Origin of the sequence: Singulisphaera acidiphila DSM 18658, from assembly GCF_000242455.2 — a bacterium.
Taxonomy (GTDB): domain Bacteria; phylum Planctomycetota; class Planctomycetia; order Isosphaerales; family Isosphaeraceae; genus Singulisphaera; species Singulisphaera acidiphila.
Window position 1 is genome coordinate 6,321,268 of sequence record NC_019892.1, and the last position, 16,117, is coordinate 6,337,384.

The following is a 16,117-nucleotide window of genomic DNA, read 5'->3' on the forward strand; positions in this document are numbered from 1 at the left end:
CCGAAAAGTTCGCCGAACGCTCAGCCCAACCGGTTCCAGAGTCGCTCGAACGCTTTGGAGTAAGCTGAGATCAGTCGATGCTCGTCCGTGACGAGGAAGTTCTCATCGTTGTAGAGCGCGGCCCCTCGGGTCCAGTTATAACTTCCGTTCAAGAGCAAGCCGTCATCGAAGATGGCGAACTTGTGGTGCATATGATGCACCGTCCGATCGGTTCGGAGCGGGATCCCCGCCTGGTGGAACCGCTCGATGTCCGACCCTTCGTCCCCGGCCTTCTCATCATCGGTAAGAATCCGCACGGCCACGCCTCGGCGATGTGCCTCGACGATGGCGTCGGACAAGCGGTCGTCGGTGATCGTGAAAACGCAGATGTCGAGGCGCTGACGCGCTCCGTCGAGCAAGTGGACAATCCGCCGCCAACACTCATCCTGGGGGCTGAAATAAGCTTCCGCCGCCAGAGCGTTGCTGGCTTTCGGTTCTGACCGATCGAGCAGCTTGAGCACGGCATCGAGCCATTCGAGAACTCCGCCGTCGCCTGGATCCCGCAATGCGCCGCGAGCGACCTCGAAGGCGAGGCGGCGAAGTTCTTGCGGGCTAATCGTATCGTGCAGTGGCTCGAACACTTGACGCAATGCTTCACGCTCTGTCCTTGAGAGCTGATGATCTTCCAAGGTTAGCGTCAGAGTGGATTTGATCTGATCTTTTGTCACAGGATGTTCTCTCCCAGCATTGGTTTTCCCCTCGCTTGAACTCGAACGGTTCCTGGCAATCGGTTTCGGAAATGAGCGAACGATTCCGTGGACGGCCCGTGTTGCTTTCCCACCCCTCACAAGGATACCCGCTGTCCTTAACGTCGTTCTATCGTCGGGCTTGGTCTGGATCGAATTTTCGTTCAGTCTCGTTTGCAAGCCAGTCCAGTTTATGGGATCGCGTATTGGAATATGTTAATGGCATTACGAATTGAAAAATGAGTTTTTTTGATTTTCCGTTTTGCGTGCTGCTGAAGTCTTTTGAAACCGTGTGGCCTACGTTTTCGGTTGGCAGGCCGTGAGTTGGCACGGCCGGATGGAAGGTTCCTGGCAAGGGATGGTGAGTCGTGAACGAGAACCTGGTTGTTGGGTGGATCATGGCATTGTGAATCTTTGGATCGTGTAGGTCAGGAAAGTCATGCATTGGGAAGCCTTCTCGATGAGCGGGGCCATTTCAGCATTGAAGGGACGATGAGTCTTTTTGTTAAAAAATATTAATATTTGTTTGCATGATGATTGATTTTGCGGTGCGCTGCCACGCGCATCGGCTGATTCAGGCGGTTGCTGAATATGAGTCTTGTTGAATTCATATATTGAATAATTTAAAATTGTTTATTTGTATTTTGTAAATAGTTAGCATTTTTGAAATTGCAGAATTCGAGTGTGCCGTTAGAAGAAACATGGGGGTGGAAGTGCGTTTTTTTTCTGCAACCTGCGATATGAAGATTGGGTGTATTTTTGGCGGAAGCCCGACAAAGGACAAAGAACTCGGTAATACTTGAGGCGGGATTTGGAGCTTGCCCGCAAGCGTTTGGGACGCGCAGTCTCACGAGATGTCGGCGAGCGAACCATCGGAGATACTTTGATTTTTCGTAGATGATTTACCCCTCGGCGGGTTATTGAATTTTTATGCATTCCGTAATGAGAAGACTGGCGTGAATTTTTATGCACGCCTTATTGAGAAGGGCGGGCGTGAATTTTTATGCACGACACAGTGAGGAGGTTGGGTGTGAATTTTTATGCAGTCTGCGATGAGAAGAGTGGGTGTGAATTTTTATGCATGCTCCTATGAGAAAAAACGACTGGCATTGCATTAGCTGCCTTGATTTGCATTGCCAGCGTATTTATCATGAATACTTAGAGTGGCATATCGTGCATGTGCAATGTGCATGAATGGCAACGCTTCGTTGCAGTCGCTGGGTTAACGACTTCTGCTCGGGCTTTCTGGGTACTGTGGTTTTGCTTGCGGCGTTTGGTTTTACGCTCGGTGTGCTCTCACGCTGGGCGTGTCGTGTAGAGCTGCCCTGCCGCTAGAAGCGAATGGTTTGGCGATCCAGGCCGAGACTGGGTTAGGGGCTGTTCCCCACGACGGTGGCGGGATCGATAACCCAGGATGATAACTTTGTTGCGATTTCATGAGGGCCTCTTAATTGTTTCCTCGCATGAGCTTCACATCTCTTGCGATGGCCGTCTGTAGGATTTGCTCGGGCACCTTCGTAATGGTCCCGGTCTATAGCTGATCGAGACTTGTTGATTTTATTTATTTAGACTGGCGTTGCGTTCTGACTTACATCCTTCCTTCGTTCCTTTTGAATCGGGGTCCTATTTCCATGCGACGACAAGCCTTTACCCTGATCGAGCTGCTTGTGGTGATCGCCATCATCGCTGTACTCATCGCCCTGCTGTTGCCGGCCGTGCAAGCGGCACGTGAGGCTGCCCGACGGATCCAATGCACGAATGGCCTGAAGCAACTCGGATTGGCGATGCATAATTATCACGACACTCTTGGTGCGTTCCCGATTGGCCGCATGGGCACGAACTACACCTACCCGACGACTGTCACGGCAAACGCGAACCGGCGGACCTGGGGCCTTAGCACCATGGCCTTCATTGAGCAGGTCAACCTGTACAACGCGGCCAACTTCGCGGTCTCGTTCCATGAGGCCCATAACCAGACTGTCCGCATGACCTTCGTTGGGGCGTTCCACTGCCCCAGTGATCCCAATACCAATCTGATCGAGGGAGGCTCGCCATCCGGCCTTACGGGCAAGGAGAGGTATAAGAGCAACTACATGGTCAACTGGGGGAACACGCACTTCACCCAGGCCGACACTCCGAATGGGACCGGCGGGAAGAACTGGAACTATCCGGACCCGTTCGTTGGGCCGCTCGGGGATACGGTCGCCTTCGGCGGTGCGCCGTTCGCCGGCAACGTCTCGCGAAACATCTCCTCGATCACCGATGGGGCGAGCAATACGCTTCTCATGGCAGAGGTGATCATCGGCGCGGACTCGGCCGATGGCAAGACGCTCGACATTCGGGGCGACTTCTACAACGACGACCAGAACTGCGCTGTGTTCATGGCCTACACGGCGCCGAACTCGAAGACTCCCGACCAGCTCGGTTACTGCTCCCCTGGTGGCCTCAATCCCCCGTGCATCAAGGTGCCCAACACGAAGACGGCGACGTTCAACGCCGCGCGGAGTTACCACTCCGGGGGTGTGAACGCTGCCCTCGCCGATGGCAGCGTCCGGTACTTCAAGGACACCATCAACTTGAACATCTGGCGTGCTCTCTCGACGTCCAAGGGCGGAGAAGTCCTCTCGTCCGACAGTTACTGAAAAACAGTCGGAAAGTGGTTTTCGAGCCTGGGGGGGATGCCAGTCTCTCGTCCAGGCTCGCAAGCCACCAGCAGGGGATTTGGCCCGCCGGGGTCGACAACCTTCGGTTGGCCCTTGGCGGGAACACGATGGCAAAGTGTCCCGAGGGGCTACCCTGGAACTGAATCCGGATCGAGTACGAGCCGTTCCCCGAAGGATTTCCTCGCCTGGACTGTGGGCGCATGCGCACGAGGATTAGCGAGGAGGACTCTCTTTTCTCCGCGCTGATCGCTACCGCTCGAAGAACGACACCTGCTGAAATCGCAGGCCGTCCAGAATCTGCTCCACCCGCATGTCGGACAGCGTCCCGATCCGTTCACCCAAGCGGGCTTTATCGACCGAAGAGACCTGAGCCACGACCACAATGCTTTGATTGGGAAGGTTTGCCTCGCCCAGATCGAGCAGGACATTCCCCGGCTCATTCGCTCGGTGTAAGTTCGACGTCAAGCCGCACACGACCACGGTTGTGATGCGTGAGTGGTTGAAAACGTCGTCCTGAACCACCACGTGGGGATGGCGATAGTTTGGGGTCGGCCCGCGCGAGTCGTCTGGCTCGATCCAGAACACGTCACCACGGTTGATCCTCGCGGAACGTGTGCCCGCCGGTTCTCCTGTGTTCGACTTCATGTGTGCTCGTGAAATCGGCCCGAAGGATGCAGCGTGGTGCGCAGCCGAGTTCCATCGCTCACCCTTCGTTCCCATCAAATCAGCTGATAAGGGTCCAGGGGGAGAGAGGAACAGAAACGGCCAAGGCCCTCGTTGTGGAGAGACCTTGGCCGTTTCCATTTGTCTTTGATGGCAATTCCGTGACTGTTGGCCCATCCGAATCGCGAACGCCGATTCGGGCTAATCAATATGATGTATTGTCTTGTAGGGCTTTAGAAGTGGAGACGAAGGGGATCGAACCCTCAACCTCCTGGTTGCAAACCAGGCGCTCTCCCAATTGAGCTACGTCCCCGTGGCAAACCGCAGGTGGGCCATCGCGTCCTTGCTAAGATGAAGGTCGCAATTGAACGGCCGATTCCTGAGTCGCCCTTATCTTACACATCGACCGCGGGGTTGGCTAGACGTCCTGCGCTGCTTTGGCGACCGCTTTTCCTCGACAATTGTCAGCTCTCGAAATCAGGTTGTGTCAGTGATTGCTGATCCATTGCTCGGCGGCCATCTGGGCGCGGGCCCGGGTGGGGTGGGGGAAGACTTCCCAGGAGGTTTGGCCACCATTGGAGTCGCTGATCTGGCTGAGCCACTGGCGGATCATCGACGGCGACTGGCTGACGATGGTGGCGCGGCGGATCTGGTTGCCGGGGATTGGCTGCTCGAAGACGACGGCGTAGTAGGGGAGGGGGTCGAACTTGAGCTTGGAGAGATAACCGGCCACTTTCTTATCCAGCTTTGCCAGGTCGGTCCCGAATGCCTCGCGGAATGAGGCAAGGTGCTGTTCAGGAGTTCGCTCTTCGAGGGGGGGGAGCTGGCTCATCGTCCGGATGAAGGCGAGGAACTCGGTGCCTCGCTGCATGGCTAGGTAGTGAGTTAGGGCCCAGGAGAGCGCGTAGTCGGTGGGGGTCAGGGACGACCGGGTGATGAGGTATTCGACCAGCGGCTTGCGGCGATCGCGGCCAAGGCGTTGCCGTTCGGAGCCTTTGACGTAGAGTGAGGCAGGATCGTCCAGGTCGTGGATCGTCGCCATGTGCATCGGGTTGACCTGGCCGAGGCCACCCCAGGCGGCGCCGCGGCGGGTCATCGTGGGGGGGGAGCAATACTCGGCGAAGCCTTCGACAAGCCAGAGGGGCCAGGCGGCCATGCGCGGATGAATACCGATGTTTTGCAGGATCTGGTGGGTCCCTTCGTGGGCCACCGTCTGCGGCTTGCGAAGCGCCGCGACTTCGGGAGCCTGCTGGTCGCGGTCTGACTTCTCGTAGAGATAGATCCGGTTCGAGAGGATCTCGTAGTAGGCCTGGACGTCGGCGTCGACCTGCTGATGCGCTCGGAACTGTTTCTCGGTCTGGAAGATGATCGCGACCAGTGGGAACTCCGCCTCATGGATGGGGAGTTCTCGCTTGCGAAAGGCGTCCGTCAAGTTCTCGTAAAGGCTCTCGAGGAGCTTGATGCTGGCCTCGGCGAAGGGGGTCGACGACTGGTAGAGGACCAGGTAGTGTTCGGATTGAAGCACTTCGAAGTTGGCGAAGGGGCCGGCTCGGGTCAATTCCTGCTCGATCTGCTCGCGGGTCGCGGGCAGGAAGGGCTCGTCGGTCTCGGCCAACCCGGTCGTGAATCCGATCTCGCCATTGGGGAGCAGCACGCAGGTCTTGCCATCGGCTTGGCCATGCAGGCGGGCCACAACGGTCTCACCGGTTTTGGTGCGGATTCTGACTCGTTTCTCCTGCCGTTCGGCAGGAGCAAGTGTGGTCGGAGCCGGGGCCGGCGGTGGTGCGACCGGTTCGGCTGCCGGTTTGAATGGGGGCTCTATGAGTTCACGAGTTGCGGCGGGCGCGGTGGAAGCGATCAGCATCGGGTTGGGAGCCGACGGAGTCGCGGCGACCTCGACCTTCGCTTCGTCTGTCGACTGTGGTTCTGGCGGTAGCGTGGGAGCCGACGTCTCATCCTTGGCTGGCTGACCCTCGTCGCTGTCGGGGGGAACGGGCGTCGGGGCTGCCGGATTCCGAACGTTCACAGCAAGAGCCGGGGGGCGATTCGGTTCCGGAGTGGCGACGTTTCCTGATTGACTTCCCCGCGCGAGCCAGAGCCCCAGCATGAGGGCTGACCCCACAAAGACCAAGGCGCAAGCGGCGAGCAGGCCAAACCCAGACGACTTGGGGCGTGCTTCCGCGAGCCGAGGGGCTTCGGGCGAAACGTCGAGATCAATCCCGAGAATCGCATTTCGAGGGGCCTCGACTTCGAAGACTTTCGCGAGTGCAGAGGCCAGCGGTGTCGAGCAACGAGGACATTGCCGATCGAGGGCGGCCTCGGGCTTTGGGATGCGAATTCGAACGCCACACCCATCACACGTCACGGTCACGGGTCCCATCGTCGGAAATTCCCCCCGTGCGCGGCTCTCGAAAAGTAACCCAAAGAAGGTGTCTTGCTAAGCTAAGAGTCTGTCCCAGAAGGCGAATCGCATCGGAGTTTTTGATAACCTTCCGGGTGCCATGCGGTTCCGTACCCGGAACCCATGCGGGAATGCCTTGGCCTGTGGAGCACGGGGTCCGAGTACGGAACCCGTGGCACCCCAACGTCCCTTTTCCCCGGTGAAGCCCGACCTTCCGAGACAGGCACTAAGAGGCCAAGTCGAGTTTAACACTCCCTCTGGTACGAAGGAAGCGGTCAACGGGTTCTTTCGTTTTCCGGATCCAAACGATTGGGGCCACGGGTGGCCTATCCTCTATATCTTATTGGGGGCGGCCGTGACGGCCGCCCCCAACTCCTGGACAAACCAGACGAGAATCGTCCCTGCCGGTTCAGGCCGGTTGGCCCGTGGACAGAACGCGGATCTTGAACCCGAGCGACCGGCTGAGAGCGACCATTTCGCTGAAGATGTCTCCATAAGCCACGGCAATATGGTTGCTCATGTAGTGCGCCATGATTGTCTCCTTCGAGCAACCGAGGTCGGCCGCCATGAAGGGCCACTGACGCGTCGTTCCACCCCACCAGGCTTCGCGGACGTCGTTGGGAAGGGAGACCGACTCGCCACGGCCGAGATCCATGACCAACTCCCCTTGGCGATCGATCCAGGTTCGCGCCCAGGTGATGGGGCCGGGGAGACTCTCGCCCGCGAACGTTCCACCGGCGACCGGGAAGTAGCCGGCAGGCTGACGATAGCTGTGGACTCCGTTCAGGCTCGAGACGTCCTGGTTGAAGGCATAGGCGCCGCAACTGCCGGAGTTGAGCAGTACCCAGAGCCAGCGCCCCTCGTGCTCGGCCCCCCAGCGGACGTCGTGGAACATGACGGAGCCCGCCAGGCCTTTCGCCTCGAGGACGCGCTTCATCAACTCCATCGGCACGAGGTTTCCCTGGTCGGCCTCGGTGCTCGTGATCACCACATGGCCATTTCCCTCGGGACGTGCGTGCGAGTTCAGAAGGCCTTCGGCGAAGTCGCTGGGGGGCAGGAGCTTTAAGAGTCCGAGCTGATACTGCCAGCCCAGGCAGTCGGCCTGGAACTCGTCGAGGAGGTCGAGCACGGCCAGATAGCCGCGAAGCTGCTCACGCGTTGAATCGGCGGTGAAGTCCGTGGCGTCCTGGGCTCCCCAGTGGAAGGTGACGCCCCGATCCTGGACGAATTGGAAGGCGTCGTCGACCCGCTGCTGGCTGACCTGCTTCGTGCGCTCGATCAGCCAGGCCTGGTCGACCTTGTGTTCGCTGAACCCGATCGGGTAGAGCAGCCTCGGGCCGAAGTAGCCGTTGATCATCCCCATTGAGGTGTCGCCGAGCATCAGCGCGAGGATTCGCTTGCGGCGGATCTCGGCGAGGACTTGTTCGGAGATTGCAGCCGCGTCGGCGGCCACGGCGGGCCCGTCGTGGATTTCGCCGGAATCATAGGTGATCCGGCCGGTGGTGCACCACTCGTCGAGTCGCTCCATGAAGCCGGCGTCGGCGGTCCAGTCAGGGGCGTCGGTCCAGACTCGGGACGATGCGCGGCCGACGGATTCGAGCGAAGCCCCTGTGTTCAGGAGGGCGACAAGGCCCGGCCAGGTCCCCGAGAAATTGGAGGCGAGCAGGAGCGGGTTATCCTTACCGACCACGCCGTCGACCGTGTGCGGGGCATAGGTCCAGTGGACGTAGACGCCAACCATCGGGTCGTCGATCGGGCCGAGCTTGGCAATCGACTGGTCGGGCCGGGTCAGGTAGCCCTCGACCACGTAGGGGGTCCGTCCGAGTTTTTTCAGGGCCGCGACCAGTTGCCCGGTCGTTTCCTGCGACTGCGGCAAAGCCCATTCGTTCGGTTTCGCGCGATAGTCACCCGGCCAGAACACCGCCACTTTCTTGGACATAACCGCGTTTCACCGTGTTTGAGAGGTCGGGAGTGGTCAGTCAAACGACCAGAGTGTATAGTGCTGGGTCTTCAATGACTACTGGCCACCAGCCAGAGATCACCCTGGATTTCGAGAGCAGCCGATGTATGACCTCGTGGTTTTGGGGGGAGGCTCGGGCGGCCTGGGCGTGGCTACGGCAGCCGCCCAATTTGGCGCCAAGGTTGCCCTGATCGAGAAGAACGAACTGGGCGGGGAATGCACCCACTCGGCCTGCGTGCCGAGCAAGGCCCTGATCGAAGCGGCTCGCATGGTTCATGCGGTCCGATCCGCCGACCGATATGGGATTCGCGTCGCCCCTCCCGAGGTGGATTTCTCGGCCGTGATGGCACGCGTTCGCGCGGTGGTGGACGAGTTCGCCGGCTCTGGCAACGGCGACTCGCTCAGAGCCAACGGGGTCGACGTCTTTCGAGGCGCACCCGCTTTCGAGGCCTATGACACCGTCCTTCTCGACGGCAAGACCCGGATCCACGGCCAGCGATTCGTGATCGCCACCGGCTCGCGTGCTGCCGTGCCGAAGATTCCCGGCCTGGCCGAAGTCGGCCACCTCGATCATGTCTCGCTCTGGAATCTGACGGAGTTGCCCAAGGCGCTGGTGGTGATCGGCGCGGGGCCGAGCGGAATCGAATTCGCCCAGGCATTTGCTCGACTCGGGAGCAAGGTGACGGTCCTGGCCGACTCCGATCAGATCCTTCCGCGCGAGGACCGCGAGGTCTCCGACCGGGTTCAGGCCCGGCTCTCCGCCGATGGGATCGAGTTCCACACTGGGGTCGAGGTCACCAAGGCCGCCAAGCGCGATGGTCAGACCGTTTGCTCCTGGCGGAAAAGGGTAGGAGGGGCGACCGGCGAAGCGTCGGGGAGCCACCTGCTTATCGCCACCGGCCGGTTGGCGAACGTTGAGGGGTTGAATCTGGAGGTTGTGGGGGTTCACGCCGACCCCGAGCATGGAATTGAGGTCGACGAATACCTGCTCACTCGCTCGTCGCGGATTTACGCGATCGGTGACGTTCTCCAAAAGCACGACTTCACGCACGCGGCCGAGCGCGAGGCTGCGGTGGTCTTCCAGAACGCGGTCCTTCGCCTCTCCAAGAAGATCGACTACTCGGCCTTACCCTGGGCCACGTTCGTGGATCCCGAAGTGGCGACCGTCGGTCTTACGGAAGCGGCCGCCCTCGAGCAGCATCCGGACGTCCGCGTCTTCCGCGCCAACTATGACGAGCTTGATCGAGCCCGGATCGATGGGCGTACCGAAGGGTTCGCCAAGGTCATGGCCACCCCGGCCGGCAAGATTCTCGGTGCCACCGTGGTCGGTGAGCAGGCGAGCCTGATTCTCCAGGAATTCGTCGTAGCCATGGAGAACGGCCTCACCCTGGGCGACCTCGCCGCGACCATCCACACCTATCCGACCTACTCGGGAATGGCACAAAAGCTCGCGAACCAGTTTGCGGCCACGCGGCATGAAGGGAGCCTCGTGCAGACGGCCCTCAAGTGGTTCCTCGGATTCAACAAGCCCCGAGCTGAGTCGGAAAACGGAACCGAGCATGTCGGCAGCGAGGTTGAGCCAAGTGTCGCGGCTGGCGGGCACTCGGACAACCACGGGCACTGAAGCCGTTGATCCACGATAGTGTTCCCCTGGGATTACGGGCACCCCGTGATCCCAGGGGGGCGTTTTCTCGGGTTGAAGTGGGCTCACACGTATCGCTGGGCATGTGCAATCCGAGAAGAAAACCGCTCGAGCTAGCGCCCCGCCTGCTTGCGGGCGACTCGGCGCGCGAAGCGATCGACGTCGATGACTCGACGACGGTGCAAACCGCGCGCGATCAGTTCGACGTCGTCGTGGGCCTCGACCTGGAAGGTCACGACCGCGCCGTCGACATGAATCACCCGGGCTCGGCAGACGACCGCCGACCCCTCGGGACTCGGGGCAAGGTGCTCGACTTCAACGAAGGTCCCGACGCTGCGCTCGTGGTCCTCAAGGCAAGGGGCAATCGCTGCGCGGGCGGCATACTCCAGATGGGCCACAAGCCAAGGGGTGGCCAGGATCGAGGGCATTCGTGCGTCGGCGAAGCGGATCCGGTTGCTGTCGTCAACAACCAAATGCTCCTCGGCGGACATCCCGGTGCGCGGGATCGATTTCATCTCCAATATCGAGGTTGTGAGCCTCGCCTCCTCGGGCCAATCGCCCAATCTTCCGCCCCAGACTTGACCCTCGCCCTGCCGATAACGATAATCATTATTGATCCGGGCAATCGACGCTGGGCAAATTTGAAATTCGATCGCGTTTCCGGGTCTGGCGGAATACGCTATGTTGGGGTTCGACCCCTCTTGGTCCATCGACTCGGCTGCCTTGGCAGCCACAGTTAATCCCACCTGGACGCGATCTTATGGCTGCTGCGTCTTTAGCCGGCAAACCCCGAAAAGTGATCCCGAAAATTCTGGCGGTGATCCACGCCGACGGATGCACGGGTTGCGAAGCCTGCGTGGAAGTTTGCCCGGTCGAATGCATTTATAAGGTGCCCGGCGAGGAACATTCCAGCTTGCAGACCTGGTGCGACATCGATCTGGATCGATGCATCGGCTGCAAGCACTGTGCCCAGGTTTGTCCCTGGGACGCAATCGACATGGTTGATACCCTCGACGCGGCGCAGCACGTCGCCCTCAAAGGCGGGCCGCCGGAATACGTCGAAAAGCACTGGGATGACTTGGTCGATGCGGCGCAGCGGAACGCCGAGGGCCTACTCGCGAAGAAGAAAAAATAGCTCGGTGCGATCGATAAGGTCGCAACCGAGCTCGAGCCTTGCTCGGGACTCGAGCCGGCGTGATTCATTACGCCGGCCCGATCTTGTTGCGCCTTTAGGGAACTGACTTTTCATGGCGTCGCACCTCGATCTTGACGGGAGGTCTTCAGGAATGTTGGCAAGATTCGGATCGGTCACGCGGTTGGCACTGGCTGCGGCCTTGCTCACGTTGGGAGGTTGTGGTGGAACGGGCACCGAGAAGGAGGAGGCAGCCTCGGCCCCTTCACCCAGCGGAGCGCTGGATGCAGCGGCGGCGAAGGCCACCGACACGAACTCGGCCGATCTGCCGGCCAAGCTTGTCACGCCCGATCGTGCGGTCGACCCCAAAAAGCTCGTCGATGTTGTGGAACAGGAAGTGAAGGGGGGAGAGAATGCCTCTCCGAGTCCCGAGAGCATCCTCTGGCTGCCGACCGATCAGGCGAAGGTCAAGGATGAGCCGCTCACGGTCCAGGTTCCCAAAGGCTTGAGCCCATTGATCCTCAACGTCAATGTGCCCGCCTCCAACCCGCTGACCAAGGCCAAGTTTGAGCTCGGCAAGCAGCTCTACTTCGACCCGCGCGTCTCCCTCGACGGCACGATCAGCTGCGCCACCTGCCACAATCCCGAGAAGGGGTGGACCGATCAGTTGAAGTTCTCGATCGGCATCGACGGGCAGACCGGTGGACGCAACGCGCCGACGGTGGTCAACACGGTCTATGGGAAGACGATGTTCTGGGACGGTCGTGCTCCTTCGCTCGAAGGACAGGCACAAGGACCGATCCAGAATCCGATCGAGATGGGCAAGCAGTCGTACGAAGATATCGTGAAGCGACTTCGCACGATTCCCAGCTACAAGGAGCAATTCGCGACGGTCTTCGGATCGGACGTAACCCTGGATGGGATGGCCAAGGCAATTGCCACCTTCGAACGCGTCGCCGCCCTCTCGGGCAACTCACGGTACGACAAGTACAACTCGGGCGACGATCTGGCGGCCTTGTCCGAGAGCGAGAAGCGGGGCATGGTCCTCTTCGGCCTTCGGCTCCGTAGCGAAGACGAGTTCAAGCCCAACGTGACTCTCAAGAAGGCCGACTGCACCTCGTGCCACACCGGATCCAACTTCACCAACGAGCAGTTCCACAACATCGGGGTGGGCTGGAACACCGAGAAGAACGACTTCGCCGACTACGGCCGGTTCGTGATCTCACCCATCGGATCGAAGAACAACGCCGAGCTCGGCGCGTTCAAGACCCCGACGGTCCGTGAGATCGAGAAGACCGGTCCCTACATGCACGACGGCAGCATGAAGACGCTCGAGGAAGTGGTCGAGCACTACAACAAGGGGGGGAACCCGAACCCGGCGCTCGATAAGGACATCAAGAAGCTGAACCTGACCGACTCGGAGAAAGCCGATGTCGTCGCCTTCTTGAAAGCCCTGACCGGCGAGGAAATTAAGGTGGCCCTGCCCACCCTTCCGCCCGGGGCCGATGGCAAGACGCCCGACCCCCAAGCCGCGCTGACCCCGCCCCCCTTGAAGACCGTCTCGAATGTGTTCCATCCGGACGTTCAGCAATAAGAAGTCGGTGATCCGTTCGCGTCAGCGAATCGATAACACATCAAGTCGCCCGGTGGGACCTTGCGTTCCACCGGGCGATCGTCGTTTGCAGGCAAGCGAGGAGGGAGTGTGAGCTCTTTTGTCTTTTTCTTGTCCGAATCGGCTTCGGTCAATCACGATATTGAGAGACCGCAGGCTCGGTGACGCCGCTCGACACTCTTGGTGCCCTTGGGCACGGCTTACCAAGGGAATAATAGGCTCTGGAGCGGCCTTGGGCTTGTGCTACGATGAGGTTGCTCCTCGCGAGCTGCGATGCCTTCATCGCGTCCTTATCATCGTTCTCGGCGGGTCGGAGGTCTCATCCCTTGCGTCGATTCTTCACGCCGCTGCTCATCATCGGCTGCTTGATGAGCTTGCTCCTCTCCTGCTTTAGCAGCGCTCTGTTTCGCGATCAGCAATTCTCCTATCGCGATGCAGCTCACTATTATTATCCGCTCTATCAGAAGGTTCAGAAGGAGTGGGATGCAGGACGTTGGCCGCTGTGGGAGACAGAAGAGAACGGGGGGATGCCGCTGCTCGGCAACCCCACCGCGGCTGTCCTCTATCCGGGCAAAATCCTTTATGCGATGTTCCCCTACGCCTGGGGAGCACGGCTCTATGTGGTGGCGCACACGGTGCTTGCCTTCGTGGCGATGCTCGCCCTGATGCGCGGCTGGGGCACGAGTTGGACCGGCTCGACCGTGAGCGCTTTGACTTATGCGTTTGCGGCTCCGATCCTCTTCCAATATTGCAACATTATCTTTTTGGTGGGGGCGGCCTGGACGCCGCTCGGTTTCCGTGCGGCCGATCGTTGGCTCAGGCGCGGAGAACGCATGGGCCTGCTCGAGCTGGCGGTGGTTCTCTCCCTCCAAACGCTCGGAGGGGATCCGCAGTCTACCTATATCACGGGCGTTTGCGCTGTGGGCTATGCCTTTGCCTTGGCTTGGCTCAGAGGACGCGCGACACCTTGGAAGATCCGAACCGGACTGGTTGCCGCCATCGCCGTTGTTTCTGCCCTTGGCTATGTGGCGATCGTCCTGGGGTTGGCGGCGATCTTGCCGTCGTATCGAGTCCGACATATGCCTCCTCTGCCGCTCGCCTGGATGCCCTGGGCGCCCCCGGTGGTACTAGCCGTTTGGGGCTTGATCGGCGCAGTCCTCATCGTCCGCTGGGCGCGCGGGAAGCGAGAATCCCCCCTCGTTCCGATGCTCACCGGACTGGGGAGCGCGGGGATTCTCGCCGGCTTGCTCGCCGCGGCGCAGCTTTTACCCGTTCTGGAGTTCACCCGCCGGAGCGGCCGAGCGGCCGGAGGAGGCCCCCACGATATCTACCCGTTCAGCCTGGAACCGCTCCGGCTTTTCGAACTGGCTTGGCCGAACATCTTCGGGTCGAATTTCGCCGGGAACAACCATTGGTTGGCTCTGGTTCCGTACCTGAGCCAACACGCCCATATCTGGGTTCCCTCGCTCTATATGGGCGGGCTGACTCTGATTCTGGCGATCGGCGTGTTTGGTTTTCGGAACGCCTCTCCTTGGCGGGGTTGGTTGTCGGCCATTGCCTTGATCAGTCTCGTTGCGAGCATGGGGGAGTACAGCAGCCCCATCTGGTGGGCGCGTCAGATCCCGGCGGTTACTGAAACCCTCGGTCCGCTCGATCCGCAAGACGTCGCCGCCCTTCGACAGGACGGAAAGCTCCGCGATGGAGATGGTGGCGTCTACTGGTTGCTATCCACCTTACTTCCCGGCTTCAATCAGTTCCGTTATCCGAGCAAGCTTTTGAGCTTCACGGCGCTCTCCGTCGCGGGGCTTGCCGGCCTCGGATTGGATGACGTACTCGTGCGTCGGCGGCGAAAAACCGAGGTGACGGCTGCGATGTTCTTCGGGCTGAGCCTGGTTGCACTGGCGATTGCTTTGGTTCGACGGCAGCAAATCGTCCATGCCTTTCTTGTAGGGGCTGCGGAGCAGAAATCGATCTTCGGGCCGTTTAACCCGCAGGGGGCTTATGATGAAATGTTTTGGTCTCTGGTCGCCGGGACAGTCACATTTGCGCTCTCTTTGCTCTTGGTCCTGAGAGGCCAGCGTGTTCCCAGGGAGGCCGCTGCGTTTGCGCTCATCCTGGTCACGGCCGACCTTGCTCTGGCCAATTCGAGGTATATCTTCACCGTTCCTCAGTCGTTGATGGATGTGACTCCGAAGCTCGTTGAATTGATTGAAAAGGCCGAACGCGAGAGCCCACAACCTTCACCGACGCCGTTTCGAGTGCATCGGATGCCCATCTGGGATCCCTATGTCTGGCGCGATCAAGCCTCATCCGATCGTGTGGCCGACTTCGTGACCTGGGAACGGAAAACGATTCAGCCGAAGTATGGTGTGCCTTACGGAATTCAATACACCTTGACCATGGGGGTCGCTGAACTCTACGACTACGACTGGTTCTTCGGTGGGTTTCTTCAGACGCCCGACACCGAGATGGCGAGGCGATTGGGGGCGACCCCAGGCGAGAAGATCGTTGTTTTCCCTCGTCGCGCCTTCGACCTTTGGAATACGCGTTACTTTGTGATTCCGTCGCTCCCCAACGGTTGGAAAGACGAGCACCGTGGGTTCGCGGCGTTCATCGACGATTCCGAACTGGTCTATCCTCCCCCGGAACTCTTCAAAGGACCGGGAGGCGAACAGCGCCAGAAGGACTGGGTCATGAAGGAGGATTATCAGCTCTATCGGAATCGCAAATGCTATCCTCGAGCCTGGGTCGTCCACGAAGGCAAGCCGATCAAGCCGATCGTGGGAATGGGGCGGACCGACCGGGAGGGGCCGATGATCGAGATCCTTTTTGAGAACGATCATTTCTGGTACGACCCGAGCCTTCGGGTCTACAACCCGAGAGAGATGGCCTGGGTTGACAGTGACAAGTCGGATGAACTGAGGCCCTATCTCAGCCAGGGGGCTTCAAGTGCGGGAGAAACGGTGACCATCACCAAGTACGGGGAGCAACGCGTCGAACTCGACGTCGCCCTCGATCGTCCTGGCTTGGTGGTTCTGGCCGACGTGTTTTATCCCGGTTGGCGGCTCACCATCGACGGCAAGCCTGCACCGATCTATCGGGCCAACCGCTTGATGCGGGGGGCGGCCGTATCGTCGGGCCGGCATCACCTGGTTTATTCGTATGAGCCGGATTCTTTCCGAATGGGGAGCCGACTCTCCCTGGCAGGGCTGGCCATCGTGGCGACCCTGAGCCTCGTCTTCCGCCGCCGACCGTATTCCCCGCGCCTTGGGGCGTCATCCGCTCTTGCTGGGTGAGATTCAGGGAGGCCGCCGCCGCT

10 protein-coding genes and 1 tRNA gene are annotated in these 16,117 nt (G+C 60.0%); 5 read left to right on the forward strand and 6 right to left on the reverse strand.

Annotated elements, in window-relative coordinates; translation table 11 throughout:
- Window positions 1-20: 20 nt before the first annotated feature.
- Window positions 21-620, reverse strand: a complete 600-nt coding sequence (locus SINAC_RS24825) for a phospholipase D-like domain-containing protein (protein ID WP_237722745.1) — start codon at window positions 618-620, stop codon at window positions 21-23.
- 1,736 nt (window positions 621-2,356) lie between these two features.
- On the opposite strand from SINAC_RS24825, the gene SINAC_RS24830 reads away from it, so the two are divergent.
- Window positions 2,357-3,367, forward strand: a complete 1,011-nt coding sequence (locus tag SINAC_RS24830; RefSeq protein WP_015248319.1) for a DUF1559 domain-containing protein — start codon at window positions 2,357-2,359, stop codon at window positions 3,365-3,367.
- 270 nt (window positions 3,368-3,637) lie between these two features.
- Here SINAC_RS24830 and SINAC_RS24835 read toward each other — a convergent pair whose 3' ends face one another.
- The 4 genes from SINAC_RS24835 to SINAC_RS24850 all read right to left on the reverse strand — a co-directional run bounded on the left by SINAC_RS24835 (window position 3,638) and on the right by SINAC_RS24850 (window position 8,391).
- Window positions 3,638-4,033: a type II toxin-antitoxin system PemK/MazF family toxin gene (locus SINAC_RS24835; protein ID WP_015248320.1), complete on the reverse strand. Its 396-nt coding sequence runs from the start codon at window positions 4,031-4,033 to the stop codon at window positions 3,638-3,640.
- A gap of 258 nt (window positions 4,034-4,291) precedes the next feature.
- Window positions 4,292-4,364 (reverse strand) — tRNA-Ala (locus SINAC_RS24840).
- A 174-nt stretch (window positions 4,365-4,538) separates the two neighbouring features.
- Window positions 4,539-6,431, reverse strand: a complete 1,893-nt coding sequence (locus tag SINAC_RS24845; RefSeq protein WP_015248321.1) for a DUF1570 domain-containing protein — start codon at window positions 6,429-6,431, stop codon at window positions 4,539-4,541.
- Window positions 6,432-6,861: 430 nt separating this feature from the next.
- Entirely contained in the window at window positions 6,862-8,391 is a 1,530-nt protein-coding gene (locus tag SINAC_RS24850; RefSeq protein WP_015248322.1) for a fucose isomerase, read from the reverse strand.
- A gap of 124 nt (window positions 8,392-8,515) precedes the next feature.
- On the opposite strand from SINAC_RS24850, the gene SINAC_RS24855 reads away from it, so the two are divergent.
- Window positions 8,516-10,036 carry a dihydrolipoyl dehydrogenase family protein gene (locus tag SINAC_RS24855; protein ID WP_015248323.1) on the forward strand — a complete coding sequence of 507 codons (1,521 nt, stop codon included), beginning with the start codon at window positions 8,516-8,518 and terminating at the stop codon, window positions 10,034-10,036.
- 131 nt (window positions 10,037-10,167) lie between these two features.
- On the opposite strand, the gene SINAC_RS41370 is transcribed toward SINAC_RS24855, so the two are convergent.
- Window positions 10,168-10,569: a thioesterase family protein gene (locus tag SINAC_RS41370; RefSeq protein ID WP_237722746.1), complete on the reverse strand. Its 402-nt coding sequence runs from the start codon at window positions 10,567-10,569 to the stop codon at window positions 10,168-10,170.
- A 245-nt stretch (window positions 10,570-10,814) separates the two neighbouring features.
- Between SINAC_RS41370 and SINAC_RS24865 the strand changes: the two genes are divergently transcribed.
- From SINAC_RS24865 to SINAC_RS24875, 3 genes are all read left to right on the forward strand, one after another.
- Window positions 10,815-11,189, forward strand: coding sequence for an indolepyruvate ferredoxin oxidoreductase subunit alpha (locus tag SINAC_RS24865; RefSeq protein ID WP_015248325.1), 375 nt, complete (start codon window positions 10,815-10,817; stop codon window positions 11,187-11,189).
- A gap of 151 nt (window positions 11,190-11,340) precedes the next feature.
- The gene (locus tag SINAC_RS24870; RefSeq protein ID WP_015248326.1) at window positions 11,341-12,780 is read left to right on the forward strand and encodes a cytochrome-c peroxidase; all 1,440 of its coding nucleotides are present in this window, start codon (window positions 11,341-11,343) and stop codon (window positions 12,778-12,780) included.
- Between the two features lie 344 nt (window positions 12,781-13,124).
- Window positions 13,125-16,094 (forward strand): glycosyltransferase family protein, encoded by a 2,970-nt coding sequence (locus SINAC_RS24875; protein WP_015248327.1) that lies wholly within the window; start codon window positions 13,125-13,127, stop codon window positions 16,092-16,094.
- The last annotated feature ends 23 nt before the right edge of the window (window positions 16,095-16,117 follow it).

Bases quoted from the DNA above. Each gene is read 5' to 3' on its own strand.
- SINAC_RS24830 (WP_015248319.1), top strand. From the start codon at position 2,357: ATGCGACGACAAGCCTTTACCCTGATCGAGCTGCTTGTGGTGATCGCC.
- SINAC_RS24835 (WP_015248320.1), bottom strand. From the start codon at position 4,033: ATGAAGTCGAACACAGGAGAACCGGCGGGCACACGTTCCGCGAGGATC.
- SINAC_RS24845 (WP_015248321.1), bottom strand. From the start codon at position 6,431: ATGGGACCCGTGACCGTGACGTGTGATGGGTGTGGCGTTCGAATTCGC.
- SINAC_RS24850 (WP_015248322.1), bottom strand. From the start codon at position 8,391: ATGTCCAAGAAAGTGGCGGTGTTCTGGCCGGGTGACTATCGCGCGAAA.
- SINAC_RS24855 (WP_015248323.1), top strand. From the start codon at position 8,516: ATGTATGACCTCGTGGTTTTGGGGGGAGGCTCGGGCGGCCTGGGCGTG.
- SINAC_RS41370 (WP_237722746.1), bottom strand. From the start codon at position 10,569: ATGAAATCGATCCCGCGCACCGGGATGTCCGCCGAGGAGCATTTGGTT.
- SINAC_RS24865 (WP_015248325.1), top strand. From the start codon at position 10,815: ATGGCTGCTGCGTCTTTAGCCGGCAAACCCCGAAAAGTGATCCCGAAA.
- SINAC_RS24870 (WP_015248326.1), top strand. From the start codon at position 11,341: ATGTTGGCAAGATTCGGATCGGTCACGCGGTTGGCACTGGCTGCGGCC.